Annotated in this window: 25 protein-coding genes; 15 read left to right on the top strand and 10 right to left on the bottom strand. The window is 68.4% G+C overall.

The window, feature by feature from the left end; translation table 11 throughout:
* Positions 1 to 39: 39 nt before the first annotated feature.
* Positions 40 to 855 carry an SDR family NAD(P)-dependent oxidoreductase gene (locus AB3147_RS22550; protein WP_367353001.1) on the bottom strand — a complete coding sequence of 272 codons (816 nt, stop codon included), beginning with the start codon at positions 853 to 855 and terminating at the stop codon, positions 40 to 42.
* Between the two features lie 261 nt (positions 856 to 1116).
* On the opposite strand from AB3147_RS22550, the gene AB3147_RS22555 reads away from it, so the two are divergent.
* On the top strand, positions 1117 to 1449 hold the full coding sequence (locus AB3147_RS22555; protein WP_056558301.1) for a hypothetical protein: 333 nt from the start codon (positions 1117 to 1119) through the stop codon (positions 1447 to 1449).
* A 21-nt stretch (positions 1450 to 1470) separates the two neighbouring features.
* On the opposite strand, the gene AB3147_RS22560 is transcribed toward AB3147_RS22555, so the two are convergent.
* Positions 1471 to 2007: a GNAT family N-acetyltransferase gene (locus AB3147_RS22560; protein WP_367353002.1), complete on the bottom strand. Its 537-nt coding sequence runs from the start codon at positions 2005 to 2007 to the stop codon at positions 1471 to 1473.
* A gap of 7 nt (positions 2008 to 2014) precedes the next feature.
* Positions 2015 to 2593 carry a helix-turn-helix domain-containing protein gene (locus AB3147_RS22565; protein WP_313067644.1) on the bottom strand — a complete coding sequence of 193 codons (579 nt, stop codon included), beginning with the start codon at positions 2591 to 2593 and terminating at the stop codon, positions 2015 to 2017.
* A 118-nt stretch (positions 2594 to 2711) separates the two neighbouring features.
* On the opposite strand from AB3147_RS22565, the gene AB3147_RS22570 reads away from it, so the two are divergent.
* The 3 genes from AB3147_RS22570 to alkB all read left to right on the top strand — a co-directional run bounded on the left by AB3147_RS22570 (position 2712) and on the right by alkB (position 5782).
* The gene (locus AB3147_RS22570) at positions 2712 to 4253 is read left to right on the top strand and encodes a phospholipase D family protein (RefSeq protein ID WP_218343047.1); all 1542 of its coding nucleotides are present in this window, start codon (positions 2712 to 2714) and stop codon (positions 4251 to 4253) included.
* Positions 4254 to 4413: 160 nt separating this feature from the next.
* Positions 4414 to 5127: a 2OG-Fe(II) oxygenase gene (locus tag AB3147_RS22575; protein ID WP_367353003.1), complete on the top strand. Its 714-nt coding sequence runs from the start codon at positions 4414 to 4416 to the stop codon at positions 5125 to 5127.
* 1 nt (position 5128) lies between these two features.
* A complete protein-coding gene (gene alkB / locus AB3147_RS22580) occupies positions 5129 to 5782 on the top strand; it encodes a DNA oxidative demethylase AlkB (RefSeq protein ID WP_367353004.1) in 654 nt (217 codons plus the stop codon).
* A 114-nt stretch (positions 5783 to 5896) separates the two neighbouring features.
* Here alkB and AB3147_RS22585 read toward each other — a convergent pair whose 3' ends face one another.
* Positions 5897 to 6439 carry a carboxymuconolactone decarboxylase family protein gene (locus tag AB3147_RS22585; RefSeq protein ID WP_175137691.1) on the bottom strand — a complete coding sequence of 181 codons (543 nt, stop codon included), beginning with the start codon at positions 6437 to 6439 and terminating at the stop codon, positions 5897 to 5899.
* Positions 6440 to 6582: 143 nt separating this feature from the next.
* On the opposite strand from AB3147_RS22585, the gene AB3147_RS22590 reads away from it, so the two are divergent.
* The 6 genes from AB3147_RS22590 to AB3147_RS22615 all read left to right on the top strand — a co-directional run bounded on the left by AB3147_RS22590 (position 6583) and on the right by AB3147_RS22615 (position 11226).
* Positions 6583 to 7446, top strand: coding sequence for an AraC family transcriptional regulator (locus tag AB3147_RS22590; protein ID WP_367353005.1), 864 nt, complete (start codon positions 6583 to 6585; stop codon positions 7444 to 7446).
* A 229-nt stretch (positions 7447 to 7675) separates the two neighbouring features.
* The gene (locus AB3147_RS22595) at positions 7676 to 8677 is read left to right on the top strand and encodes a formylglycine-generating enzyme family protein (RefSeq protein WP_367353006.1); all 1002 of its coding nucleotides are present in this window, start codon (positions 7676 to 7678) and stop codon (positions 8675 to 8677) included.
* Positions 8678 to 8737: 60 nt separating this feature from the next.
* A complete protein-coding gene (locus AB3147_RS22600; protein WP_175124421.1) occupies positions 8738 to 9130 on the top strand; it encodes a VOC family protein in 393 nt (130 codons plus the stop codon).
* A gap of 15 nt (positions 9131 to 9145) precedes the next feature.
* Positions 9146 to 9955, top strand: a complete 810-nt coding sequence (locus AB3147_RS22605) for an AraC family transcriptional regulator (RefSeq protein WP_175137688.1) — start codon at positions 9146 to 9148, stop codon at positions 9953 to 9955.
* A 100-nt stretch (positions 9956 to 10055) separates the two neighbouring features.
* A complete protein-coding gene (locus tag AB3147_RS22610) occupies positions 10056 to 10424 on the top strand; it encodes a cupin domain-containing protein (RefSeq protein ID WP_175137687.1) in 369 nt (122 codons plus the stop codon).
* 55 nt (positions 10425 to 10479) lie between these two features.
* Positions 10480 to 11226: an SDR family oxidoreductase gene (locus AB3147_RS22615; RefSeq protein WP_367353007.1), complete on the top strand. Its 747-nt coding sequence runs from the start codon at positions 10480 to 10482 to the stop codon at positions 11224 to 11226.
* 59 nt (positions 11227 to 11285) lie between these two features.
* On the opposite strand, the gene AB3147_RS22620 is transcribed toward AB3147_RS22615, so the two are convergent.
* Entirely contained in the window at positions 11286 to 11813 is a 528-nt protein-coding gene (locus AB3147_RS22620) for an MgtC/SapB family protein (protein ID WP_279970853.1), read from the bottom strand.
* Positions 11814 to 11978: 165 nt separating this feature from the next.
* On the opposite strand from AB3147_RS22620, the gene AB3147_RS22625 reads away from it, so the two are divergent.
* Entirely contained in the window at positions 11979 to 12761 is a 783-nt protein-coding gene (locus tag AB3147_RS22625) for an SDR family oxidoreductase (RefSeq protein ID WP_367353008.1), read from the top strand.
* 22 nt (positions 12762 to 12783) lie between these two features.
* On the opposite strand, the gene AB3147_RS22630 is transcribed toward AB3147_RS22625, so the two are convergent.
* Positions 12784 to 13476: an HAD family hydrolase gene (locus AB3147_RS22630; protein WP_367353009.1), complete on the bottom strand. Its 693-nt coding sequence runs from the start codon at positions 13474 to 13476 to the stop codon at positions 12784 to 12786.
* 238 nt (positions 13477 to 13714) lie between these two features.
* Here AB3147_RS22630 and AB3147_RS22635 point away from each other — a divergent pair, with 238 nt between their 5' ends.
* Positions 13715 to 14359, top strand: coding sequence for a 2OG-Fe(II) oxygenase (locus AB3147_RS22635; RefSeq protein ID WP_367353010.1), 645 nt, complete (start codon positions 13715 to 13717; stop codon positions 14357 to 14359).
* Positions 14360 to 14468: 109 nt separating this feature from the next.
* Here the strand turns inward: AB3147_RS22635 and AB3147_RS22640 are convergent, their stop codons facing one another.
* On the bottom strand, positions 14469 to 15452 hold the full coding sequence (locus tag AB3147_RS22640) for a Bug family tripartite tricarboxylate transporter substrate binding protein (RefSeq protein ID WP_367353011.1): 984 nt from the start codon (positions 15450 to 15452) through the stop codon (positions 14469 to 14471).
* 89 nt (positions 15453 to 15541) lie between these two features.
* Here AB3147_RS22640 and acnA point away from each other — a divergent pair, with 89 nt between their 5' ends.
* From acnA to AB3147_RS22655, 3 genes are read left to right on the top strand one after another with little or no spacing between them, the layout of a single operon-like run.
* Positions 15542 to 18172 (top strand): aconitate hydratase AcnA, encoded by a 2631-nt coding sequence (gene acnA, locus AB3147_RS22645; RefSeq protein WP_367353012.1) that lies wholly within the window; start codon positions 15542 to 15544, stop codon positions 18170 to 18172.
* Positions 18169 to 19065, top strand: coding sequence for a GntR family transcriptional regulator (locus tag AB3147_RS22650; protein ID WP_175137681.1), 897 nt, complete (start codon positions 18169 to 18171; stop codon positions 19063 to 19065). Before acnA ends, AB3147_RS22650 begins: the two co-directional genes overlap by 4 nt.
* 49 nt (positions 19066 to 19114) lie before the next feature.
* Entirely contained in the window at positions 19115 to 20164 is a 1050-nt protein-coding gene (locus AB3147_RS22655) for a lactonase family protein (protein WP_367353013.1), read from the top strand.
* Here AB3147_RS22655 and AB3147_RS22660 read toward each other — a convergent pair.
* From AB3147_RS22660 to AB3147_RS22670, 3 genes are all read right to left on the bottom strand, one after another.
* Positions 20161 to 22623 carry a TonB-dependent siderophore receptor gene (locus tag AB3147_RS22660; protein ID WP_367353014.1) on the bottom strand — a complete coding sequence of 821 codons (2463 nt, stop codon included), beginning with the start codon at positions 22621 to 22623 and terminating at the stop codon, positions 20161 to 20163. The two genes, AB3147_RS22655 and AB3147_RS22660, sit on opposite strands and share 4 nt — an antisense overlap.
* Positions 22624 to 22718: 95 nt before the next feature.
* Positions 22719 to 23690 (bottom strand): FecR domain-containing protein, encoded by a 972-nt coding sequence (locus tag AB3147_RS22665; RefSeq protein ID WP_367353015.1) that lies wholly within the window; start codon positions 23688 to 23690, stop codon positions 22719 to 22721.
* The gene (locus tag AB3147_RS22670; protein WP_367353016.1) at positions 23687 to 24205 is read right to left on the bottom strand and encodes a sigma-70 family RNA polymerase sigma factor; all 519 of its coding nucleotides are present in this window, start codon (positions 24203 to 24205) and stop codon (positions 23687 to 23689) included. The genes AB3147_RS22665 and AB3147_RS22670 overlap by 4 nt, the downstream gene beginning before the upstream one ends.
* Positions 24206 to 24219: the final 14 nt, after the last annotated feature.

Consider the following 24219-nt stretch of genomic DNA (forward strand, 5'->3'; position numbering starts at 1 on the left):
GCGGGCTGCTCACCCGATGCGGCTGGCGCGCTGTAGGCCTCAAGCGGCCAGCCGTCTTCCGTCGACAGCGCCGATCGACACGGACATCTCGCGCCAACGTGCCAGCTCCTGCTGCACCGACTGGATCTTGCTGCGCGCCTGATCGAAGGAATCGCGGCCCAGGAACAGATGCAGGGGCGCGTACTGCGCCTCGGCGGCCTGGATCAGCGCCTGCGCCGCCTTGACCGGATCGCCGCCCTGGTCCCAGCCTTGCTCGCCGCGCGCGGCCAGCTCCGGGGATGTTTGCGCATCACCCGCGCGCATCGCGCCCGGGTAGACAAGCGACACCCGGATGCCCAGCGGCGCGGCTTCGGCGGCCAGGGATTCGGTCAGCCCGCTGACGGCAAACTTGGCGGCGCTGTAGGCGCCCCATTCCGGCGCGCGGCCATCGAAACCCAGAATCGACGAGATATTGAACACATGCCCGCCGCGCTGCGCGCGCAGACGCGGCATCACTGCGCGGATGACGTTCAGCACCCCGAACACGTGGATATCGAACGTGCCGCGCAATTGCGCATCCGACAACCGCTCGAGCGAGCCTTGCACGCCCTGCCCGGCGCCATTCACCACGACGTCGATGCCGCCAAAGGCCGCCGCCGTGGCGTCCACCGCGCGGCGCACCGCGCGCTCGTCGGCCAGGTTGACGGTCAGGGGCAGGAACCGGCCTTCCAGCTTGGCGCCCACCGCTTCCAGCAACGCATCGCCGTCGTCCGACGTAGCCGCGACCTTGTGCCCCTGGTCCAGCAGCATCTTGACCAGCGTGACGCCCAGCCCGGCCGACGCGTCCGTCACCAACCAGATTTTTTCGGTATTCATGCGATTCCCTTCCCTTGCTTGCGGCCGCCGGCAAGATGCCTGGCTGCCCGGCCGATTGCCCCCGCGCTCCGCAGAGCCACGGCCGGCGCGGCCCTGGACAGGATAGTAAGAATCGCGTGCGCGGGCGTACAGGCAGGATCTTGCGTGAAACCTGCCTATTTCTACGGCAATGCGATATGGCGGATAATCCGTCTGTTTGCCGCCGCCACGCGCGGCGGGTCATTGCGGGGCTTTCTTTCCCCGCTGCTTTCGGAGTCAGCTATGCATCGCGGCATTGAAGCGATCGAACACTTCATGGAATCCATCGGCCTGACCTGGCAGCCCGGCCGCGTCGCACGCGCCGAGCTGCGCGTCAGCTACCGCATCGGCAATACCCGCCCACTGGGCATCGACCGCACGCTGGTGGAATTCCACTGCGACGCCAAACGGGCAAAGGTGTGGGTGCCCGAGTTCTCGCGCACCAGCTTTCACCAATGGTTTGAAGTCCCCTATCAGGACTTCGAGTACACGCCCGGCGGGTCCATGCTGAAGATCAAGGCCGCCGCGCGCGGCAACGCGCCGCCCTACAGCGTGGGCATCAAGCCGCTGGCCTGATCGCCCCGCGCGGAACGCCGGTCATAGCGGCTTGTACATGATCGTCGTTCCGTCCACCTTCGCCGGGTCGAGCGGATCGCGCGCAAATCCCGGAATCACCCCCACCGTCTGATAGCCCAGCGACGCGTACAGCGGCTCGGCCGAATCGCCCGTGCGCGTGTCGAGCGTGAGCAGGCTGCGATGCAGGCGGCGCGCCATGTCCTCGACCTCGTGCATCAGTCGGCGCGCGATGCCCTGGCGCCGGAAATCCGGATGCACCAGCAGCTTGCGTACCTCGGCGCGGTGCGGCTGGTTCGGCGGCGTGTCGACGTCCAGTTGCACGGATCCGGCAACCCGCCCGTCCACGCGCGCCACCCACAACTTCACCGCCCCGCTTTCGACGCCCGGCAGCACCTCGCCGCGCCAGAACCCCTGCGCGTCGTCATGCGTGTACGGCAGCACGAAGCTGACGCTGGCCCCGCCCTGCACGCACGCGTGCAGCAAGGTGGCCAGCTCGGGGACGGCGGCCGCGGCGGCGTCGGCCGTCAGCAGCGTCAATTCAAGGTTTGCAGGGGTCATGGCAGGCTCAGACGATGAAAAGCAGGTAGCGGGCGCCGCTGTGCGGCGGGGTGACGAAGGCGCTGGCACCGAATAGCTGGTAGCGCAGGCAGTCGCCCGGCAGCAGGCGATGCGTGTGGCCGTCGGCCGTGACGGACAGCTCGCCGTCCAGCATCAGCAGATGGTGTTCAAGGCCGGGCCGTGGCGATTGGTCATAACGGATGCGGGCATCGGCGGCCAGTTCGCAGGCCAGCACCTCGCCCGCCAGGCGCTGCGACGGCGGCGACACCGAGCGGCGGCGGAAACCCACGCTGTCATCCACCCACACCGCCTGCGCGGCCTCGGGCACATGGGCGGCAAAGTCGTCTTCGACCATCAGCATGAGGCGCGACATCGTCATGCCATGGGCGGCGCAAAGCTTGCCCAGCACGCTGGCGGTGGGACTGACCTCGCCATTTTCAAGGCGGGAAAGCGTGGCGCGGCTGATGCCGGCGCGGCCGGCCAGATCGTCCAGCGACCAGCCCCGGTCCTGGCGCAGGGTTTTTAGCCGGGCGGCCAGTCGAAGGTCCAGCCCGGCATCGGCGGCGGCTGTGTTTGCTTGTTCCATATCCGGGAATTTATTCCATATATGAAAACGTGTCGACCGCGTGGTTTCCCCGATGCGCAATCCGTTCGCCCGCCGGACACTACGATCGACCCGCGCCGGATTCGGCACAATAGCGGTCATGCACTTGGGCAAACACCTCTACATGACCATCTTTTGCGCGTTGACCTCCGGTTGTTCCCTTCCCTCGCTGGACAAGCGCAGCGTGTCGCAAGGACTTACCGATGAGGAAGCCGGCGCAACGCCGCTGGGCCGGGCGATCGCCCCACTGGCCGCCGCGCATCCCGGCAAGTCCGGCATCCACGCCCTCGCCGATCCCCTGGACGCCTTTGCCGCGCGCATGATGCTGGCGCGTGCGGCCGAACGCAGTCTGGACGTGCAGTACTACATCTGGCACGACGACATGACGGGCATCATGCTGTTCGAGGCGCTGCACGAGGCCGCCGACCGCGGCGTTCGCGTGCGCCTGCTGCTGGACGACAACGGCACGTCGGGACTGGACCGGACGCTGTCCGCGCTGGACGGGCATCCGAACATCGAGGTGCGGCTCTACAACCCTTTCACGCTGCGCTGGCCCAAGCCGCTTGGTTACCTGACGGACTTCAACCGGCTGAACCGCCGGATGCACAACAAGTCATTTACCGCCGACAACCAGGCCACCATCGTGGGCGGCCGCAACATCGGCGACGAGTACTTTGGCGCCACCGACGGCGTGCTGTTCAGGGACATGGACGTGCTGGCCATCGGCGCCGCCGTCAGCGACGTGTCGGGCGACTTCGACCGCTACTGGCGCAGCGATTCCGCCTATCCGGTGGAAGGCATCGTCCGGAAGGCCGCGTCCAACGAACTGGAAGAACTGGAGGCGGACGCGGCCGCGGTCGAACAGTCGCCCGAGGCCGCAGCCTATGCGCAGGCGATGCGCGACCTGCCCTTCATCCGGCAGTTGCTTGGCGGCGAACTGCCCCTGATCTGGGCGAGCACCCAAATGGTCAGCGACGATCCGGGCAAGACGCTGGGCACCGCGCCCCCCGAGGCGATGCTGCCGCACCAACTGCACGAGATCGTGGGCGAACCGGCAAAGGAACTGCTGCTGGTGTCGCCTTACTTCGTGCCCACCGCCGCCGGCACGCAGGCGTTTGCCAAGATGGCGCGCAATGGCGTCAAGGTCCGGGTGCTGACCAACGCGCTGGAAGCCACCGACGTGGCGGTGGTGCATTCGGGCTACGCCAAGCGCCGCAAGGACTTGCTGGCCGCCGGCGTCGAGCTCTACGAAATGAAGCGCGCGGTGCAAGGCGTCGAGCGCAACAAGAGCATGGGTCCCTTCGGCAGTTCGGGCTCCAGCCTGCACGCCAAGACCTTCGCGGTGGATGGCGAGCGCGTTTTCGTCGGGTCGTTCAATTTCGATCCGCGCTCGGCGCGATTGAACACCGAGCTGGGATTCGTGATCGACAGCCCGGCGCTGGCGCGTGGCATCGAAGACGCCTTCGAGGAAGAACTGCCCCGCACCGCCTACCGCGTCATGCTGGATGAGATGGGCAAGCTTTACTGGCTGGAAGATCGCGACGGTCACACGGTGCGCCATGACCGCGAGCCCGGCGCCAGCATCTTGCAACGCGCGACCGTGTGGGTGGCGTCGCTGTTGCCGCTGGAGCCGTTGTTGTAGGGGTGGAAGTCAAAGCGACCCGGTCTACCGCAATCCGCAACAAGCGGAGTGGCCGTTTATTTCGCGAGGCGTAGACTGGACGCAGCGATTTTCCGCAGTGAATCTGCCGCCGTAAATTTGCCGCAGTAATTCTGCCGCAGTAGTTCTCCATTCAACGACCATGACCACGACGCCCGCCGACGCCCTGCTCGCGCAGCAGGACTGGAACCGCGCCGTTGCCGACCTCGACGCGCACGGCAACGCCATCCTGCCCGCCTTGCTGACGCCTGCGCAATGCATCGCGCTGTCGGACGCCTACGATCACGATGATCGCTACCGAAGCCGTATCGTGATGGCGCGTCACGGATTCGGGCGCGGCGAGTACAAGTATTTCCGCTATCCCTTGCCTGACCTGCTTGCCCGCCTGCGCGGCGCGCTTTATACCCAACTGGCGCCCATCGCCAACCGATGGAACCGGCAGATGGGCATCGGCGTGCAGTACCCCGCGGATCACGCGGATTTTCTTGCGCGGTGCCACGCGGCCGGCCAGCGCCGGCCGACGCCATTGATCCTGCAGTACGGGCCGGGCGACTACAACTGCCTGCACCAGGACCTGTACGGCGAACACGTGTTTCCGTTGCAGGTGGCGGTGCTGTTGTCCACGCCGGACGTGGACTTCACGGGCGGTGAATTCGTCATGACGGAAACGGGCAGCCGAGAGCAGCGCGCCGACGTGCTGCCCCTGAAGCAAGGAGATGCGCTGATCTTCACGGTGAACCAGCGCCCGGTTCCCGGCGTGCGCGGGTGGCGCAAGGTGGCCATGCGCCACGGCTTGAGCGAGCTGCGTTCGGGGCGTCGCCACACGCTGGGCATCATTTTTCACGACGCGGTGTGACATGACCCTGGACCTATTCGGCGGCGACGATCCCGCCCAGCATGGCCGCGTGACCATCGGCCCGCAATCCGTGGTGTTGCGCGGCTTTGCACTGCCAACCGTTGACGCGCTGCTGGCCGGCGTGGACGACGTAACCGCGCAGGCGCCGTTCCGGCACATGGAGACGCCCGGCGGGTACACGATGTCGGTGGCGCTGACCAACTGCGGCGACTTGGGGTGGACGACGGACGCCCGCGGCTATCGCTACAGCCGCATCGACCCCGTGTCCGGACAGCCCTGGCCGGCGATGCCGCAGGCCTTCAGGCAGTTGGCGCGGGACGCGGCGCGGGAAGCCGGCTTTCCGGATTTTGCGCCCGATGCGTGCCTGGTCAACCGCTACGAACCCGGCTCGCGTCTGTCGCTGCACCAGGACCGCAACGAGCGCGATTTCAACGCGCCCATCGTGTCGGTGTCGCTGGGCATGCCGGCGATGTTTCTGTTTGGGGGAGACGACCGTGCGGACCGCGCGGCGCGGGTGCCGCTGTTTCACGGTGACGTCGTCGTGTGGGGAGGCGTGGACCGCCTGCGGTTTCACGGCGTAATGCCGCTGAAGGACCTGCCGCATCCGCGGCTGGGTAGCCAGCGCATCAACTTCACGATACGCAAGGCGGGATAGGGGCGCGCAGCCGCTGCCGGCGCCCCTGCGGAACGCGGCGGCCCGGGCCGTGGAGACAGCGCGGGCCGCGCGTTGCCAAGGCCGCCTGGGTTGCCCGGGTTGGCCCCAGATCGCTCACGCCGCGCGCAACTGCACACGCGGGAAATCCACTGGCACGTCGAACGCCACGTTCACGTAGTTGGTGAACAGGTTCAACGCCACATGCGCCAGGATCTCGACGATCTGCTCGTCATTGAAGCCGGCTGCGCGAACTGCCGCCACGTCGGTGTCGGCCACCTGGCCGTGCTGGCGCACCAGCTTCAGCGCGAAATCCAGCGCCGCGGCCGTCTGCGGATCGTCGGCGTGGCCGGCCTGGGCTGCGGCCATCTGTTCGGCAGTGGCGCCAGCCTTGCGGCCCAGCGCGGTGTGCGCGGCCAGGCAGTATTCGCAGCGGTTGCGGTCGGCGACGGCGACGGCGATCTTTTCCGTCAGTTGCGGGGGCAGCACGCCGCCGCCCAGGGCGCCAAACGCGCCCCACATGCTTTTCAGGGCGGCGGGCGAGTTCGCGACCGCTCGGAACATGTTGGGCGTCGCGCCGAACGCGCCGTGGATCTGGTCAAGCAGCGCCTTGCTGGCAGCGGGAGCAACAGAGGAGTCGATGAGTTGAACGCGGGACATGATGTTTCCTTTCAGTGAGTTGATTCAGTCGTTAAGGGAAAGGCGCCGGTTGGTTTCCTGCTGCCTTTGCGCCAGTATGGGCGGGTCGGGAGTAATATTGGGCACCTATCGTCCACGATTCATATCTATTCGTCCAAGACGCCATGACACCCTCGCTCGACCGTCTGTCCGCCCTGCTCGACCGGTTCCGCGTGCGGGCGCACCTGTTCCATGCCGGCCCGCTGTGCGGTCTGAACCGGTTCGCGCCCGAACCCGGGCGCGCCTTCCTGCATGTGCTGCGGCGCGGCGACATGGAGGTCGCGCACCGGGCCGGCAGCGGTCTGCCCCGCCGGCTGCGCGTGGCCGAGCCGACGCTGCTGTTCTACGCACGCCCGGTGCACCATGAATTCCACAACCCGCCCGAGGACGGCTCGGATTTCACCTGCGCCACGCTGCACTTCGAAGGCGGCGCCCACCATCCGCTGGTGCGCGCGCTGCCGCCGCTGATCGCGCTGCCGCTGGCGCGTGTTGACGGACTGGCGCAGGCGCTGGCGTTGCTGTTCGCCGAAACCGAACAGGTGCGATGCGGACAGCGGCTGCTGGCGGACCGCCTGTTTGAGGTGGTGTTGATCCAGCTGTTGCGCTGGCTGATCGACCATCCTGCCGAGGCCGGCATACACATCGGGTTGATGACAGGTCTTGCCGAGCCGCGCCTGGCGCGCGCGCTGGTTGCCATGCATGAGCAGCCCGGCGCGGCCTGGACGCTGGCGGCGCTGGCCGGCCGTGCGGGCATGTCGCGCAGCGCCTTTGCCACCGCGTTCAAGCACGTGGTCGGCCAGCCGCCGGCGGACTACCTGGCCGACTGGCGCCTGACGCTGGCGCAGTCGCGCTTGCGGGAAGGCATCGCCGTCAAGACGATCGCCGCCGAACTGGGCTACGCGAACGCGTCGGCCCTGTCGCGCATCTTCAGCCAGAAGCTGGGCGCATCACCGCGGCAATGGCTGGATGCGCGGGCGGCGGAAAACTGAGCGGGCGGCAGTCGACGATGCAGCCTTTGGGGTCCGCCGGCGGGCGGTGCGGCGGTCCGAAGCTCCGGCGCTCCGAAGCTCCGAAGCTCCGAAGCTCCGGCGATCCGGCGATCCGGCGGTCCGGCTTCCGGCGACGCGTCCGTCCAACATGAGGGTTCACCATGTCTGGCGGCGGCCGCGCAGCGGACCTACTATTGCGCACCCCTCTGGCCCAACCCGTCGGACTGCCATGCGTACCCGCACTGCCTTCGCCCTGCTCTGCACCCTGACCTGCGCGTCCGTCCAGGCGGCCACGCCGCCCGACATCGTCGAAAACTCGCTGGGTATGACCTTCGTGCGTGTCCCGGCGGGCACGTTCCAGATGGGCAGCGACGAAGGGGCCGACACGCTGGCCGCCGCATATCCGCACTATCCGCCTGACCGCTACGCCCAGCTCTTTGACGAAGGCCCGGTGCACGCCGTTCGCATCACGCGGCCGTTCTACCTGGAGCGCACGGAAGTCACCGTGGGCCAGTTCCGGCGCTTCATCGAAGCGTCCGGCTACGTGCCGGAGTCTGAAGCCGACGGCACCGGCGGCTACGGCTACAACGCCGCGTACGATCCGGAAACGTCCGCGTCGGGCGACGCCTTCGAAGGCCGCGACCGACGGTATTCCTGGCGCAACCCGGGATTTGTGCAGGGCGACGATCACCCGGTGGTGAACATCAGCTGGAACGACGCGCAGGCGCTGGCGCAATGGCTGACCAGGACGGAAGGCCGCGTGTACCGCCTGCCCACCGAAGCCGAATGGGAATACGCCTGCCGGGCCGGCACGCGCACGCGCTACCAGAACGGCGACGACCCGGCCGCGATGCCTGACGTGGGCAACGGTTTCGATGCCGACGCCAGCCCGCTGTGGCCGAAGTGGCAGGCCTTTGCCTCGCCGCGCCACGACGGCAACACCTTCACCGCCCCGGTCGCCAGCTACGCGCCCAACGCGTTCGGCCTGTACGACATGCACGGCAACGCATGGGAATGGGTCGCGGACTGGTACGGCGAGGACTACTACGCCCGCTCCCCGACTGATGATCCGCAGGGTCCGGAAGCCGGCAACGTGCGCGTGCGGCGCGGCGGCTCGTGGCATACGTGGGCGCTGTATACGCGCTCGTCGTACCGCAACTGGAACACGCAGGAAACGCGCTATCCGCTGGTCGGCGTGCGCCTGCTGCGCGAGGCCGACGCCGCCGACTGAGGTCAAAGACTTCCTGGTGGGTTAGCATGGCCGCACGATCCATTTGAAGAGAGTCCTGATATGCACACGCTGGGCCGTCTCGTCCTGCTGGTGAACGACTACGACACCGCCATCGCCTTCTACCGGGACAAGCTCGGGATGGAGGTGTCTGTCGACATGCCTGTCGGCCAGCAGCGCTATGTGCATCTGCGTCTGCACGATCAGCCCTCGGTGGGCATGTGGCTGCTGCAGGCCCAGACGCAGGCCCAGCGCGATCGCGTGGGCGACCAGACCGGCGGCCAGCCCGTCGGCGTGTTCTACACGGACGACGTGCTGCGCGATCATGCGCACTTCTCGGCCAAGGGCGTGCGCTTCACGCGCGAGCCCGTACAGGAAGAGACCGCTGCGTACGCCCACTTCATCGACCTGTACGGCAACGAGTTCGTGCTGGTCCAGTTAAAGCAGCCGGCGTAGCCGCGGGGTCTGCTCATGGCCTTCGATGCGACCCGCAAGGACTGGATCCGGCGTGCCGCGCCGTCCAGCCGCGTGGAACGCATCGAAGCGTACTTCGGCGGGCATGGCTACGACATGCACCGCCACGACACCTACGCCATCGGCCGCACCCTGGCCGGCGTGCAAAGTTTTCATTACCGGCGCGGCATGCAGCACAGCCTGCCGGGCGGCACCATCGTGCTGCATCCCGACGAAGCGCATGACGGCCAGGCCGGCACCGACGCGGGCTTTCATTACCGGATGATCTACGTAGAGCCGGCGCTGATCCAGCAGATCCTGGGCGGCCGGCCGCTGCCGTTCATCCGCGACGGCATCAGCGCCGATCCGCGGCTGTACGCGGCCAGCGGCGCGCTGCTCCAGGCCACCGGCCAGGACATCGATCCGCTACAGGAAGACGACGCGTTGTTCGAACTGGCGCACGCGCTGTGCGCCGCCGCGGGCCGCAGAACCGGCCGGCGTGCGCCCGATTACGCCGCAGCCGAACGCGCCCGGCAGTTCATCCATGCATCGTTGGACCAGCCGATCCTGCTGGACGACTTGGCGCGTGCGGCGGGCACGGATCGCTGGAGCCTGTCGCGCGATTTCCGCGCGCTGTTCGGCACCAGCCCATACCGCTACGTGATGCTGCGGCGCCTGGACCTGGCGCGCCGGCTGATCGCGGTGGGCACGCCGCTGGCGCAGGCCGCCGCCGACGCGGGCTTCACCGATCAAAGTCACCTTACGCGCCGCCATGTGCAGGCCTACGGCATGGCGCCCGACCGCTGGCGGCGGATGCTGAACGGCTGACGCGCGGCCCCGGCGGGCATCGGCAAAAGCTGCTCGATCGTACAAGACGGCGCACCCGGCGGCGCCGTATCGTGGGGCTTTCCATCCCCATGAGCCCGCCATGTCCCTCCCCGCTTCCATCAATCTGGCCGCCAAGCTGGCCCTGATCCACGACCACTGGATGCCCAAGGTCATTGCCGAGATGAACGACTACCAGTTCAAGCTCGTCAAGCTGAAAGGCGATTTTGTCTGGCATTCGCACGCCGACACGGACGAGACGTTCATCGTCATCGCGGGCCATCTGCGGATCGCGCTGCGTGACGGCGAGATCGCGCTGGGTCCCGGTGAAATGACCGTGATCCCCAAGGGCGTGGAGCACAAGCCCTGTGCGCCGCAGGAAGTGCAGCTCATGCTGATCGAGCCGCGCGGCGTCGCGAACACCGGCGACGAAGGCGGGCCGCGCCGTGCGCCCAACGACGTATGGATCTGATCGCCGGCGTTTGATAACGTGTGGCCCAACAGTGATGCCACCACAGGAGGAAACCATGTCCAAAGTCATGCTTGTCACCGGCGGCAGCCGCGGCATCGGGGCTGCCATCGCCAAGCTGGCCGCCCGCCGCGGGTACGCGGTCGGCGTCAATTACCACGCCAATGCCGATGCCGCAGAGGCGGTCGTGGACGAGATCATCCGAGACGGCGGCAAGGCCGTCGCGATTCAGGCGGATGTCGCCCAGGAGGAACAGGTGCTGCGCATGTTCCGCACACTGGACGAGCGCCTGGGTCGCATCGACGCGCTGGTCAACAACGCCGGCATCCTGGAAAAGCAGATGCGTGTCGAGGACATGGATGCCGCCCGGCTGCACCGGGTGTTGTCCACCAACGTGGTCGGCGCATTCCTGTGCGCACGCGAAGCCGTGCGGCGGATGTCGCCGCGCCACGGCGGCCAGGGCGGCGCCATCGTCAATGTGTCGTCGGCCGCGGCGCGGCTGGGATCGCCCAACGAATACGTGGACTACGCCGCGTCCAAGGGCGCGATGGACACGCTGACCATCGGGCTATCCAAGGAAGTCGCTCCCGAAGGCATCCGCGTGAACGGCGTGCGCCCCGGCACGATCTACACCGAGATGCACGCCAGCGGCGGCGAGCCGGGCCGCGTCGACCGGCTGAAAAGCGTCATCCCGCTGCGGCGCGGCGGCACCGTGGAAGAAGTGGCCGGGGCGGTGATGTGGCTGTTTTCGGACGAGGCCGGCTATACCAGCGGGTCGTTCATCGAGGTATCGGGCGGTAATTAGCGGGCGGCAATTAGCGGGCGGCCCGGCAAGACTGCGCCGGGCGGATCCGCTTCCGGTGTTTACGGCGATTCCTTGTCGTCCGTCGAGATCACGCGCTTTTCCTGGCTTGCGGATATGCGCGCCTCGACGCGGCGCAGCACGGCCAGCACAAACAGCGCCATCAGGGTGCTGACCACGGCGGTGGCCTCGCGGCCCATGCCGGCGGCCACGCCAATGGCGGCGGTCATCCAGATGCTGGCCGATGTGGTGAGGCCGTGGATTTCGCGCTCGGCGCCCAGCTTGATGATGGCGCCCGCCCCCAGAAAGCCGATGCCCGCGATCACGCCTTGCAGCACGCGGCTCAGGTCTCCGACTTCCATGCCGCCCTGCAACGGCACCAGCACGAAGATAGCCGCGCCCAGCGCTACCAGCATGTGCGTGCGCAGCCCGGCGTCCTTGCCTCTGCGTTCCCGTTCGTAACCCAACAGGCCGCCCAGCAGGACGGCCATGCTTAAGCGCAGCACAATGCGTGTTGCCTCCGCCACATCGGGAATATCGGCAAATTCAGTACGCACTGCAGTCCAGATTTCCAGCCAGATTTGCGACATCGACGAGTCCTTGGATCCGAGGAGAACCGAGCATAGCAGGCGGCGCGCGGACGCGGCGCACCTTCGGGTCTTCAAAATTTCAGCCCTGGATCCCACAGCGCCGCGCATCCGGTTTACAACGTCTGCAAGGCCGCGCCGACCGGCGCGCATCGACAGGAGCGCTACATGGATTTGCAGCTGGCGGGTAAACGCGTCCTCATCACGGGCGCTTCCAAGGGCATCGGCCTCGCGTGCGCCATCGCGTTTGCGCGGGAAGGCGCCGAGCCGGTACTGGTTGCGCGTGACGATGCCGCGCTGCATGGCGCCACGGCGGCGATCCGCGAGCAGACGGGACGGCAGGCCGGCGCGGTGACGCTGGATCTGGCGCAACCCGGCGCGGCCGAGCGCCTGTGCAAGGAAACGGGGCCCGTCGACATCCTGGTGAACAATGCCGGCGCCGTGCCGGGCGGCGCGCTGGATCAGGTTCAGGATGAACGCTGGCGCGCGGGTTGGGAGTTGAAGGTGCACGGCTACATCAGCCTGGCGCGCCACTACTATCCGGCGATGCGCGACGCGGGGTCGGGCGTCATTGCCAACATCATTGGCATGGCAGGCTCGGCGCCGCGCGCCGATTACATCTGCGGCGCGGCGGCCAACGCCTCGCTCATTGCATTCACCCGGGCGCTGGGCGGCGAATCGCCGCGCCACGGGGTGCGGGTGTTCGGCGTCAATCCGTCGCGCACGCGCACCGATCGCGTGCTGACGCTGGCGCGGCAACGCGCGCAGGCGCGCTGGGGCGATGAATCGCGCTGGCAGGAAACACTGTCGGATCTACCGTTCGGGCGGCTGATGGAGCCGGGCGAGGTGGCAGACATGATCGTCTTCGGCGCCTCGCCGCGCGCGGGTTATCTGAGCGGGACGGTGATCGACCTGGATGGCGGCGAACAGTACGCCACGCACGGGCGTTGATGCCCGGCGCGGCGGATGCGCCTCAGGCAGCTTGCGCCCGCCAGCCCGCCAGCAGCGCCGGCAACTCGCGCATATCGGTGAACACGTGCGACACGCCCACGTTGCGCAGCGCCTGCGCGCCGCTGTGGCCGGGTTCGCCGGGGCTGTAGCCGAATACGGTGGCGCCGGCGGCCACGCCTGCCGTTGCGCCGGTGACCGTGTCCTCGACAATTGCGCAACGCTTCGGGTCCACGCCCAGCGCCTGCGCGGCCGCCAGATACACGTCCGGAAACGGCTTGCTGCGCGGCATCTCGTGGCCGCTGAAGACGCGCCCGTCGAAGCAGTCGGCGATGCCCACCTTGGCCAGTTGCAGCTCGACCTTGCGTCGGTCCGCACCCGACGCCACGGCGATCCGCCCATCCAGCGCTTCGTGCAAGGCGCGCACGGCGTTGGGCGCCCCGGGGATCTCGACGAGATCGCGGTCCAGCGCGTCGTTGCGGCGCTGGCGGAACTGGTCGAACCATGCCTGATCGATCGTGGCGCCGGTGCGCGCCTCGATCAGCGGCAGTTCGTCCTTGACCGCCTTCCCGGTAAAGATCTGCATTGTCTCGGCGTGCGTGATGCCCCAGCCCAATTCATTGAGCATCTCGGTCAGCACGCGGCTGGTGATGGGTTCGGAATCGACCAGGACACCGTCGCAGTCGAACAGCACGGCGTCAAAGGGAAAATCAGTCATTGCGGGCAGCGGGGGGAGTGTCGATGAAGCCGGTAAGCATACTGCACCGCAACTGACCGCCGGCTGGTGCGGCCCCGCGGACAGCAAGCGGCGGAGTGCCCGGGCGCGCCGGACTGGCTAAGCTGTGGATTCGTTCCGGCGGCGGGTAACGCCTGGCCGCCAGGGCGATTGCCACGCGCAAGACGATGAACATGACCACGCCCAAGACCCCGATTCCTTCCATGACGCGCCCCGGACCATGACCACGCCCGCCTCCCGCCCGCTCGGCGAATACGACTGGACACGCATCGCGCAGGACCTGGACGCGCAGGGCTGGGCGCTGCTGCCCGCGCTCTATGCGCCGGCTGACGCACGCGCGCTGGCAGTGCTGCAAGGCCTGCCCGATCCCCTGCCGGCGCCGCTGGCCAGCCTGCGCACCGATCTCTACGCGCGCCTGCTGCCGGTGGCACGCGCCTGGGCAAGCGCACTGGACGTGGATGTCTCCTACCCGGACGATCTGCCCGCCTACCTCCAGCAGAACCGCCTTTCAGGACAATCGCGCAGCCTTTCCACGATCCAGCGCCTGCACGCACCCGGCTACCAGCCGCTCCTGCAGCATGCCGACGGCGCCTGCGTGTTTCCGCTGCGGCTGATCGTGCTGCTGTCCGAGCCCGGCGTGGATTTCACGGGCGGCGAACTTGTCATGACCGAGCAGCGCCCGCGCATGCAGTCGCGCCCGATGGTGCTGCCGTTGGGCCTGGGCGATGGGGTGGTGATCGCGACGTCGCACCGGCCCGTATCGGGCTCGCAGGGCGTCTACCGCGTCACGGAGCGCCAGGCCGTCAGCCGGGTGCGCAGCGGCGAACGCGTGGGCCTTGACCTGATGCTGCACGACGCGCCGTAACGGGCGGCAGCGCTGTGCACGTCTTCGCGAACGGCCGCCCCCGCGCTGCCCCACGGGCTGACCCACGTGGCGCCCGACCAGCCGCCCCGCCAGCCCGCACAACCCGCTTTCAGTTTTCCGCCGTGATGTTGCCGTCGGCCACGACCTTGGCAAACACCGCCGTCTGCGCCTTGATGAACGCGCGGAACTCGTCCTGGCTCATCGGCTGCACTTCGCCGCCCAGTTCACGGATGCTGGCCACGAATTTCTCATCCTTCAGGCTGCGGTCGATGGCGGCCGCCAGCTTCTGCTGCACTTCCGGCGGCGTGCTGGCCGGCACGAAGACGCCAAACCAGTTTTCCAACGCATAGTCCTTGAGCGGCGCATACTCGGCCAGCGCGGGGATGTCGGGCGCGAACGACGCGCGCTTGGCGGACGTGACCGCCAGCGGTTTGACCTTGCCGCTCTTGATGAACGGCAACGCGCCGGCCAGGCTGACGAAGGTCAGATCCACGCTGCCGGCCGCCACGTCCACCAATTGCGCCGCCGCGCCCTTGTACGGCACGTGGACCATCTTGATGCCCGCCAGCGACTGCAACAGCTCGCCGTTCAGGTGCTGCGGGTTGCCCACGCCGCTGGTCGCATACGTCAGCTTGTCGGGATGGGCGCGACCATAGGCCACCAGTTGCTCGACGTTGGCCACCGGCAGCTTGGGATTGGCGACCAGCACGTTCGGCACGCGGGCGATCAGCGCGACAGGCGCCAGATCCTTTTCCGGCTGGTACTGCATCTTGCTCTTGAAGACGAGCGGGTTGATGGCGGTCTCGCCGGCCGATCCCAGCAACAGCGTGGCGCCGTCCGGCGCGGAACGCACGACTGCGGTGGCGCCCAACATGCCGCTGGCGCCCGGCTTGTTCTCCACGACCACGCCCTGCGGCAGTTCGCTGCGCAGGCGCTCGGCCAGCAGCCGGCCCATACCGTCCACGCCCCCGCCCGCGGCAAAGGGCACGATCAGGGTGATCGGGCGGTTGGCCGGCAGGTCGGCGGCATGGATCGGGGTTGACGCGGCAAGCGCCAAGGCCGCGGCGGCGGCCAGGGTACGGATGGGGGGCATGGTCTGTCTCCAATGGGGCCTTGTGTCAGTGCGCGGCCGGGTTTGTCCTTAATTGCATTTTATGCAGGCAATATGCAAAACTGGCAGCTATGGAAAACACCAATGCCCCGCTCCGCCACGCACGCTTCACGCTGAACGGCGCCTCGTACAGCTGCCTGGATCTGCCCGCCGCATACGGCGCGGATTACTTCCGGCTGCCAGTCGTGCTGCGCCTGCTGCTGGAGAACGCGCTGCGCAACATGCAGGGCGTCGAGCGCGACGCCGCCGTCGCCGCGCTGTTCGGCTGGCTGGCGCACGGCACCAGCGAATCCGAAATCGCCTTCCAGCCGGGCCGCGTGCTGATGCACGACACCACCAGCACGCCCGCCCTGGTCGACATTGCCGCCATGCGCGACGCGCTGGCCGAGGCCGGGGTCGATCCGTCGGTGCTGAATCCCGTGCTGCCGGTGGACGTGTCGGTGGACCACTCGCTGGCCGTCGAAGCCTATGCGCGCAGCGATGCCGCGCAAGCCAACCTGGACCTGGAACTGCGGCGCAACGCCGAGCGCTACCGTTTTTTGCGCTGGGCCTCCAAGGCGCTGTCGAACGTGCGCATCCACCCGCCGGGCACCGGCATCATGCACACGATCAATCTGGAGCAACTGGCCACAGTGGTCTGCCAGCAGCCCAGTCCCGACGGCACTGCCCTCTATCCCGACATGATGATCGGCACCGACAGCCACACGCCGATGATCAACGGTATCGGCGTGCTGGGCTGGGGCGTGGGCGGCCTGGAAGCGCAGACGGTCATGTTCGGCATGCCGACGATGCTGCGCATTCCCGACGTGATCGGCGTGCGGCTGACTGGCGCGCTCCAGCCCGGCGTCACGGCCACGGACCTGGCGCTGACCGTCACCCAGCGTCTGCGCGCCATCCACGTATCCGGCGAGTTCGTCGAATTCTTCGGACCGGGCGTGGCCACCCTGCCGGCCGGCAGCCGCTGCGTTGTCGCCAACATGGCGCCCGAGTACGGCGCGACGACAGGCTACTTCCCCATCGACGGTGAAACGCTGGCCTACCTGCGCCAGACCGGCCGCGCCGAAGATCAGATCGCGCGTGTGGAGGCCTACGCGCGTTGCACCGGCATCGCGCTGGATCCGGACGCCGAGCCCCGCTACACCCATGTGGTCGACATCGCGCTGGATGCCGTGCAGATGCACGTGGCCGGTCCCAAGCGTCCGCAGGACCTGCACCCCTACGGGCAGACGCGCGAAATTCTTGCGGCGCTGGATTTCACGCCGCGCGCGCACGCCGCCCTGCCCCGTCACGCCATCGCCATTGCCGCGATCACCAGTTGCACCAATACGTCGGATCCCCGCCTGCTGACGGCCGCCGGCCTGGTGGCCCGCAAGGCCCGTCAGGCAGGGCTACGGCCGCCGCACTGGGTCAAGACCTCGCTGGGTCCCGGCTCGCCCGCCGCCGCCGAATACTTGGCGCGCGCCGGTCTGCTGGAAGACCTGGCCGCGGTGGGCTTTGACATCGTCGGCTACGGCTGCACCACGTGCATCGGCAATTCCGGTCCGCTGCCGCCGGTGGTGCGGGACGCGCTGGCCGACGGCGCCATCCACCCGGTGGCGGTGCTGTCCGGCAATCGCAATTTCACGGGCCGGATCCATCCCGATCTGGACCTGGGCTTTCTGATGTCGCCGCCGCTGGTCATCGCCTTTGCGCTGGCCGGCGACGCGGAAAGAGACCTGAGCCGCGAGCCGGTTCAGGTGACGCCCGACGGGCGCGCGGTTCACCTGTCCGAGCTATGGCCGACGGAAGCCGAGATCGACGCCGCGCTGGCCGCAGGGCAGCGTCCCGACGACTATCGCGCCGCGTTCAAGATCGCCAGCGCGAACCCGGCCTGGCAGGCCCTGCAATCGCCCGCGTCGGCGCGGTTTCCGTGGGACGCCGCGTCCACCGCGCTGCGCCGCCCGCCCTTTGCCAGCACCGAGGCCGGCAGTCAGCTGGGCCGCTACACCGCGCATCCACTGCTCGTCGTGGGCGACGACGTCACGACCGACCACCTGTCGCCCGCCAGCGCCATCCCGCCCGACAGCCTGATCGCGGACTTCCTGGTCGAACGCGGCGACGACCGCAACGACCTGAACGTATTCGCATCGCGCCGCGGCAACTGGGAAGTCATGATGCGCGCCGCGTTCTACAGCAAGAGCCTGACCAACCTGCTCTGTCCCTTCGCCCCCGTCGGCCACACCCTGCACGCGCCCAGCGGCCGGCTGGAACCCATCTGGGACGCCGCCGCGCATTACGCGAAGGCGTCGCAGCCCGTCGTGCTGGTGGCGGGCGCGCGCTTCGGCACGGGCTCGTCGCGCGACTGGGCGGCCAAGGGCCAGCGGCTCTTGGGCATCCGCGCGGTGCTGGCGGTCAGCTTCGAACGCATCCACCGATCAAACCTGATCGGCATGGGCATCCTGCCCCTGCGCCTGCCCGACGGGGTTACGCCCGCGACGCTGCGGCTGCAGCCGGGCGACCGGATCGAGATCGACGCCGAGGCCGCCGCGCTGACGCCCCGCGCCACCATCCCCGTGCGCATCCTGCGCGCCGATGGCCGGACCGAGCCGCTGACCGCCACCGCGGCCGTCGAGACCCGGCTGGAGATCCGCCTGTTGCAGATGGGCGGCGTCATTCCCGCTATCCTGTCGGACACCATTTCATCGGCCGTCCGCCACCCATGAGCGCGCAAACCAATACCGTCACGAAGATCCTGGACCTCATCAAGGAAGACCGTCTGCAGGAGGGCGCGCACCTGCGCGCGCAGAAGATCGCCGACCGCCTGCGGCTGTCGCGCTCGCCGGTCAACGATGCGCTGGGTATTTTGGAGCAGCACGGTGTGGTGGCGCGCAAGCCCAACCGCGGGTACTTCCTGCTGCGCGACTTCGACGTCGCGGGCGAAGCGCCCGCCGACATCACGCCCCCATCGGCGGACGACATCGTCACGCAGACGTACTTTGCGCTTGCCGATGAACTGCTGCGCGGCGAACTGCCGATGCAGTGCAGCGAAGCGCTGCTGCGCACGCGCTACGCGCTGACCAATGCGCAAACGCAGGCGCTGCTGGGCCGCATTTCGCAAGAGGGCTGGGCACAGCGCCGGCCCGGATACGGCTGGGAATTCTCGTCCATGATGACGACGCCCGACAGCCTGCTGCAGTCCTACCGGCTGCGGCTGGCGCTGGAGCCGGCGGCGCTGCGCGAGCCCGGCTTTCGCATCGAAAAATCCGTGCTGGCGCGCTGCCGCGCCGCGGAAATGCACCTGCTGAACGGCGGCATCGCCACCGACACCGCCGACCAGCTCCACGATCGCGGCGTGCGCTTTCATGAATCGCTGGTGGAAGCCTCCGGCAATCCGTTCTTCATCGACACGATCAAACGCGTCAATCGCGTACGCCGCCTGCTGTCCTACCGCTCGATGCAGGACCGCAGCCGCTACCAGCAGCATTGCGACCAGCACCTGGCCATCCTGGACCTGCTGGAACGCGAACGCAACGACGAGGCGGCCGAGGCGCTTTCCGCTCATCTGCGCAGCACGCTCGACAACCTGGCCCGCATCAGCGGCATCCTGACTTCGTAGGGCCGCGCGTGGCGCGGCCGTTTTCAACTGGCAAAAAGAGGCTCGCGCCATGCATGTCTATATCGGTTCCCGGACCACCCGGGAACGCAATGCCCGCGGCGAGGGCATCAGCGTGTTCGACTACGCGCCCGAGACGGGAACGCTAACGCTCAAGCAGGTGGTCCGCGGTCTGCACAACCCGTCGTATCTGCTGCCGCACCCGTCGCTGCCCGTGGTGTACACCGTGCACGGCGACAGCAGCGAGGTCAGCGCGCTGCGCCGCGATGCGCGCGAGGGCACGCTGACACCCTGGCACACGCAGGACTGCCAGGGCCGCAATCCCGTCCATCTGGCGCTGGGGCCGTCGGCCCGCTACCTGATGGTGTCCAACCATCTGACCGGCGCGCTGGCGGTGCTGCCCGTGGCGGCGGACGGCGCGCTGCAAGCCGTGTCGCAGACGGTGCCGCTGGCCGGCGAACCGGGCCCGCACCGCAAGGAGCAGCCATTTTCCAAGCCGCATTTCAACGTGCTCGACCCGTCGGGCAAGTATGTGGCGGTGCCGGACAAGGGGCTGGACCGGGTGTTCCTGTATTCCGCCGACGCGCACGGGATCGGCGCGCAGCCTGCCAGCGTTGCGACGACGCGCGAGGGCGCAGGCCCACGCCATGCGGTCTTTCATCCATCAGGGAAATGGCTGTACGTCGTCAACGAGCTGGACAACACGGTCACGGCCTATGCCGTGGAAGCAGGCGCGCTGCGTCCCTTCCAGGTGCTGTCCACCCTGCCCGACACCTATACCGGCAACAGCCGCGCCGCCGGCATTGCGCTGGACACCGATGGCCGGCACCTGTACGCGTCGAACCGGGGTGACGACAGCATTGCGGTGTTTCGCGTGGACGCATCCACCGGTCGACTGACCACCGTGCAGCACGCCCACACGCGCGGCAAGACACCGCGCTTTTTCACGTTGTCGCCCGACGGCCGGTTTGTCTTCGCGCTGAACGAAGACAGCGACACGCTGCAGCGGTTTCGTGTCGATCCGGCCAGCGGCATGCTGGCGCACGACGGCTACGCGCTGTCTGTCGGCAGCCCGGTGTGCATGGTGTTTGCCGGCGCTTAGAAGTCCATCGACGCCGACAGCATGAGGGTGCGCGGCACGCCCTGCGAAATCGTGCCGTACGAGGCCACGCCGGACCAATAGGCGCGGTTGAACACGTTGACGACGTTGGCGCGTAGCGTGACGTCCCGGCCTTGGACCCTGAGCGCATAGCGCGCGCCCAGGTCGAACGTCGTCCACGACGGCACCGACTGCGTGTTGGCCTGGTTGATGTATTCGCGTCCGGTGTAGACCATGCCGCCCGTCAAGGTCAGCCCCGTCACCCACGGCGTGTCCCACTCGGCGCCCAGGTTGACCGCGACGGTGGGCACGCCCACGGGCCGGTTGCCCTGCGTGGCCGCGCTGTTGGTGCGCGTCAGCTCGCCATCCAGGAAGGTCACGCCGCCCAACAGGCGCACGCCGCGCATCGGTTCGCCGGACACATTCAATTCCAGCCCGCGGTTGCGTTGCTCGCTATCGGCCGCATACACGCCGTTCGTAAGCTGCCCGCTGGGCTTGGTGATCTCGAAGGCGCTCAGCGTCACCATTGCGCTGTCCAGCTCGACCTTGACGCCCACTTCCTTCTGCTTGGCCTTGTACGGCTTGAAGACCTCTCCCGCGTTGGTGGCGGTGGCGGGCGCCACGTCGCCCTTGCTCAGCCCCTCGATGTAGTTGGCGTAGAACGAAACGTTGTGCCAGGGCTTGATGACCAGCCCGGCCAGCGGCGTGGTCGCGCTTTCGTCGTAGCTGACGGTCCGCACGCCCGTGGCGCCGTTGAAGTTGCGCGATTCGATGCGCTGGTGGCGCAGGCCCAGCGTCAACTGCGCGCGCTCGTGCAGGATGCTGAGCGTATCGGCCAGCGCCAGGCCGGACAGATCCGACGACGACACCTTGGGCACGTTGGCCGGCGCGGGAATGTGCTGCTCCGGACGCGTGATCGGGTGGTAGATGTTGGACGTGAGCGGGGTGCCGTTCACGCTGGCCTGCAGATTGCGGTCGCTGTACAGGCTGCCCATGAAGCTGATCGCGTGGCGCACCGGCCCCGTGTCCAGCTTGGCGCGAAGCCCGGCGTTGTAGGTGCTGCGGTTGACCTGGAAACGGAAGTTGTTGGGCGTCACCACGGTGTCGCCGGCTTCGTTCACGATGGTGGGCGTCTGGTCCGACAGGCGCGACACGCTGGTGTCCGAGCCGCCCGCGTCCGCGAACACCGTCAGGCGGTCGCTGATGTCGTATTCCACGCGCAGCAGCGCCGACTGGCCGTCGGACTTCCACCAGCCCCACGGTTGCGTGGCGTTGCGGCGGCCGTCCGGGGCACGCGGCACGGCAATGCCCGGCGCCACCAGAAACGGTCGCGTCGGCGCGTCGATCTTCTCGTGCTGGGTCAGCAGGTCCAGCGAGGCGCGCAGCCGTTCGCCCTGGTAATCCAGCGACAGCGCGCCGATGGTCGTGCGCGAACTCATGTTGTCCAGCGGCGTGTCGCCCTGCCGCTGCATACCGTTGACCCGCACGCCCCATTCCCCCGCGTCGCCAAACCGGCGGCTCAGGTCGACTCGCGCGCCGAATTGCGAGTCGCCGACGTAGTCGGCCGACACGCGGGTCAGGTCCTCGGGCAGCGAGCGCTTGGGCACCATGTCGATGACGCCGCCCACGCCGCTGTTGGGCGACATGCCGTACAGCAGCGCGGCGGGCCCCTTCAGCACTTCCACGCGCTCGATGTAGTCGGTGAAGACGTGGTAGTTGGGCGCCACGCCATAGACGCCGTCAAAGGCGATTTCGCCGAGGTTGCCTTCGCCGATGGGAAAGCCGCGGATGTAGAACGAATCGGTCACGCCGCCGATCTGGCCGGTAAAGCGCACGGACGGCTCCACCGTCAGCGCGTCGGCCAGCGTCACAGCCTGACGGTTCGCCAGCAATTCCGACGTGTAGCTGGTGACATTGAACGGCGTGTCCATCACGTCGCGGTTGCCCAACAGGCCCATCCGCGCGCCGCGCGCCACCTGGCCGCCGGCAAATTCCGCCGGCAGCGCGGAGGGGCTGATGCCCGCTCCATCGACGGTGACCGCGGGCAGCATCGTGGTCTCGCCGGCGGCCGCCGGCAGCCTGCGCAGCGAATACGCGCCGCCGCCCTGTTCGGCCAGCGCGTAGCCCGATCCGGACAGCAGGCGGGCGAACCCCTCCCTCACCGTGTAGGCGCCCTGCAGACCGTCGCTGCGCTGGCCCGCGACCAACGCGGGATCGAACGACAGCGGCACGCCCGCACTGGCGGCAAACTGCGCCAGCACGTCGCCCAGCGGTCCCGGCGCGATGGCATAGGACTTGCGCGGCGCGGCGCTGGCTGTCTCGGCCGCGAACGTCGCCGCCGGCATTCCCGTGGCCGCAAGCAGCGCCAGCCCCAGGCCGGCGGCCCGGACCAGCGACGCCGCGGGCGACAGGACGGCAAGGCCGCGCGGCAGGCGGGGCGATCGGGAGAGTCGGGAAACCATGAAACGATCCTTCGAGGGGTTGGGGTGACGCGCATGTCGCGGCGGTTCACCCGGTACACCGTACGAAGCGGAAAAAAGTGTCAGCCGATCGGCGATTAATTTGTAACGGCGGCGCGCGGCGCAACCGTCGTCCACCACGGGGTCACGCGGCTGACGCGAACCGGCAGGGTCTTTTGCAGCAGGCGCAGGCTGGCTTCGATGTCGTTCAACGGAAACGCCCCCGACACGCGCAGGTCAGCCACCGCGGGATCGCAACGCAGCACGCCGTGGCGGTAGCGTCCCAGCTCGTCGACCAGATCGGCCAGCCGCCAGTTGCGCGCGGCCAGCATCCCGTCCGCCCACGACGCCGCCAAAGCATCGGCCGGACCCGGCGTCTGGATGCCGTTCGCGGTGAAGACGGTCTGCTCGCCCGCCGCCAGCACCACGGCGCCGGCGTCCGCCCGGGCGGGCCGGACCTCGACCGCGCCCTCGTACACCGCCACGCGGACGCTGGCGCCCTCGTCGCGGACCATGAAGCGCGTGCCCAGCGCACGCAGGACGCCCTGCGTCGTCTGCACCAGGAACGGGCGCGGCGCCGGCGCGGGATCGCGTCCCGTCGTCAGCAGGATTTCGCCCGCGCGCAGCCACAGCATGCGTTGCGTCGGGGTGTAGTCGACGTCGACGGCGCTGGCCGTGTTGAGCACCAGTTGCGTGCCATCGGCCAGTTCGACGCGGCGCTGCTCGCCGGTCGCCGTGCGCAGGTCCGCGCGCCATTCGCGCCAGGGCAACTCACGCACGCCCAGCCACGCTGCCGGAACCAGCACCAGCAGTCCGGCCAGCGCACGCACGGCCTGACGGCGTCCCGCGCGGTTCGCCTGCCGCAGCGTCTGCCCGCCGATCCCCGGCGGCACCTGGCCAAAGCCGCGCAGCATCGCCTCGGCGCGTTGCCAGGCAGCTTCATGGTCGGCGCTGCGCGCCCGCCAGCGCGCCAGTGCCGCGCGATCCGCGGCGGACACCTTTTCGGACTGCAGACGCACCAGCCAGCCGGCCGCCTCATTCAGGATGGCGGGGTCGATGGCCGCGCTCACGCGTCCACCTGATAGGCGATCAGGCACGCGGCGAAGGCAGCCTGCATATGGCGCTTGACGGTCGACAGCGACACGCGCAGCTTGCGCGCGATCTCGTCATAGCCCATGCCGTCGAACTGCGACAGCAGAAAGACCTCGCGCGTGCGGGCGGGCAGCGAGCGCAAGGCGGCATCGATGGCGTGCAGCGTTTCCAGGATGAGGGCGCGCGCCTCGGGCGACGGGGCCTCGGCCTCGGGCACGTGCGCCACGGCGGCAAGGTAAGCGTCTTCCACCGCGCGGCGGCGCCAATGGTCGGCCACCAGGCCTTTGGCGATGTGGGCCAGCAGTGCGCGCGGCTCGGCGCCGGTCTCCTCCCGGCGCCGCCCGGCCATCAGCCGCACGAACGTATCGTGCGCCAGGTCTGCGGCGTCGAAGGAACTGCCCAACTTCTTGCGCAGCCACATCGACAGCCAGCCGTGGTGTTCGCGATAAAGCTGGGTGACGTTGTCGGCGGATGGGGATAGCGGCGCAGGCAAGGCGCACCTCGGCA

It is taken from the genome of Achromobacter animicus, from assembly GCF_040775605.1.
GTDB classification, from domain to species: Bacteria; Pseudomonadota; Gammaproteobacteria; order Burkholderiales; family Burkholderiaceae_B; genus Achromobacter; species Achromobacter animicus.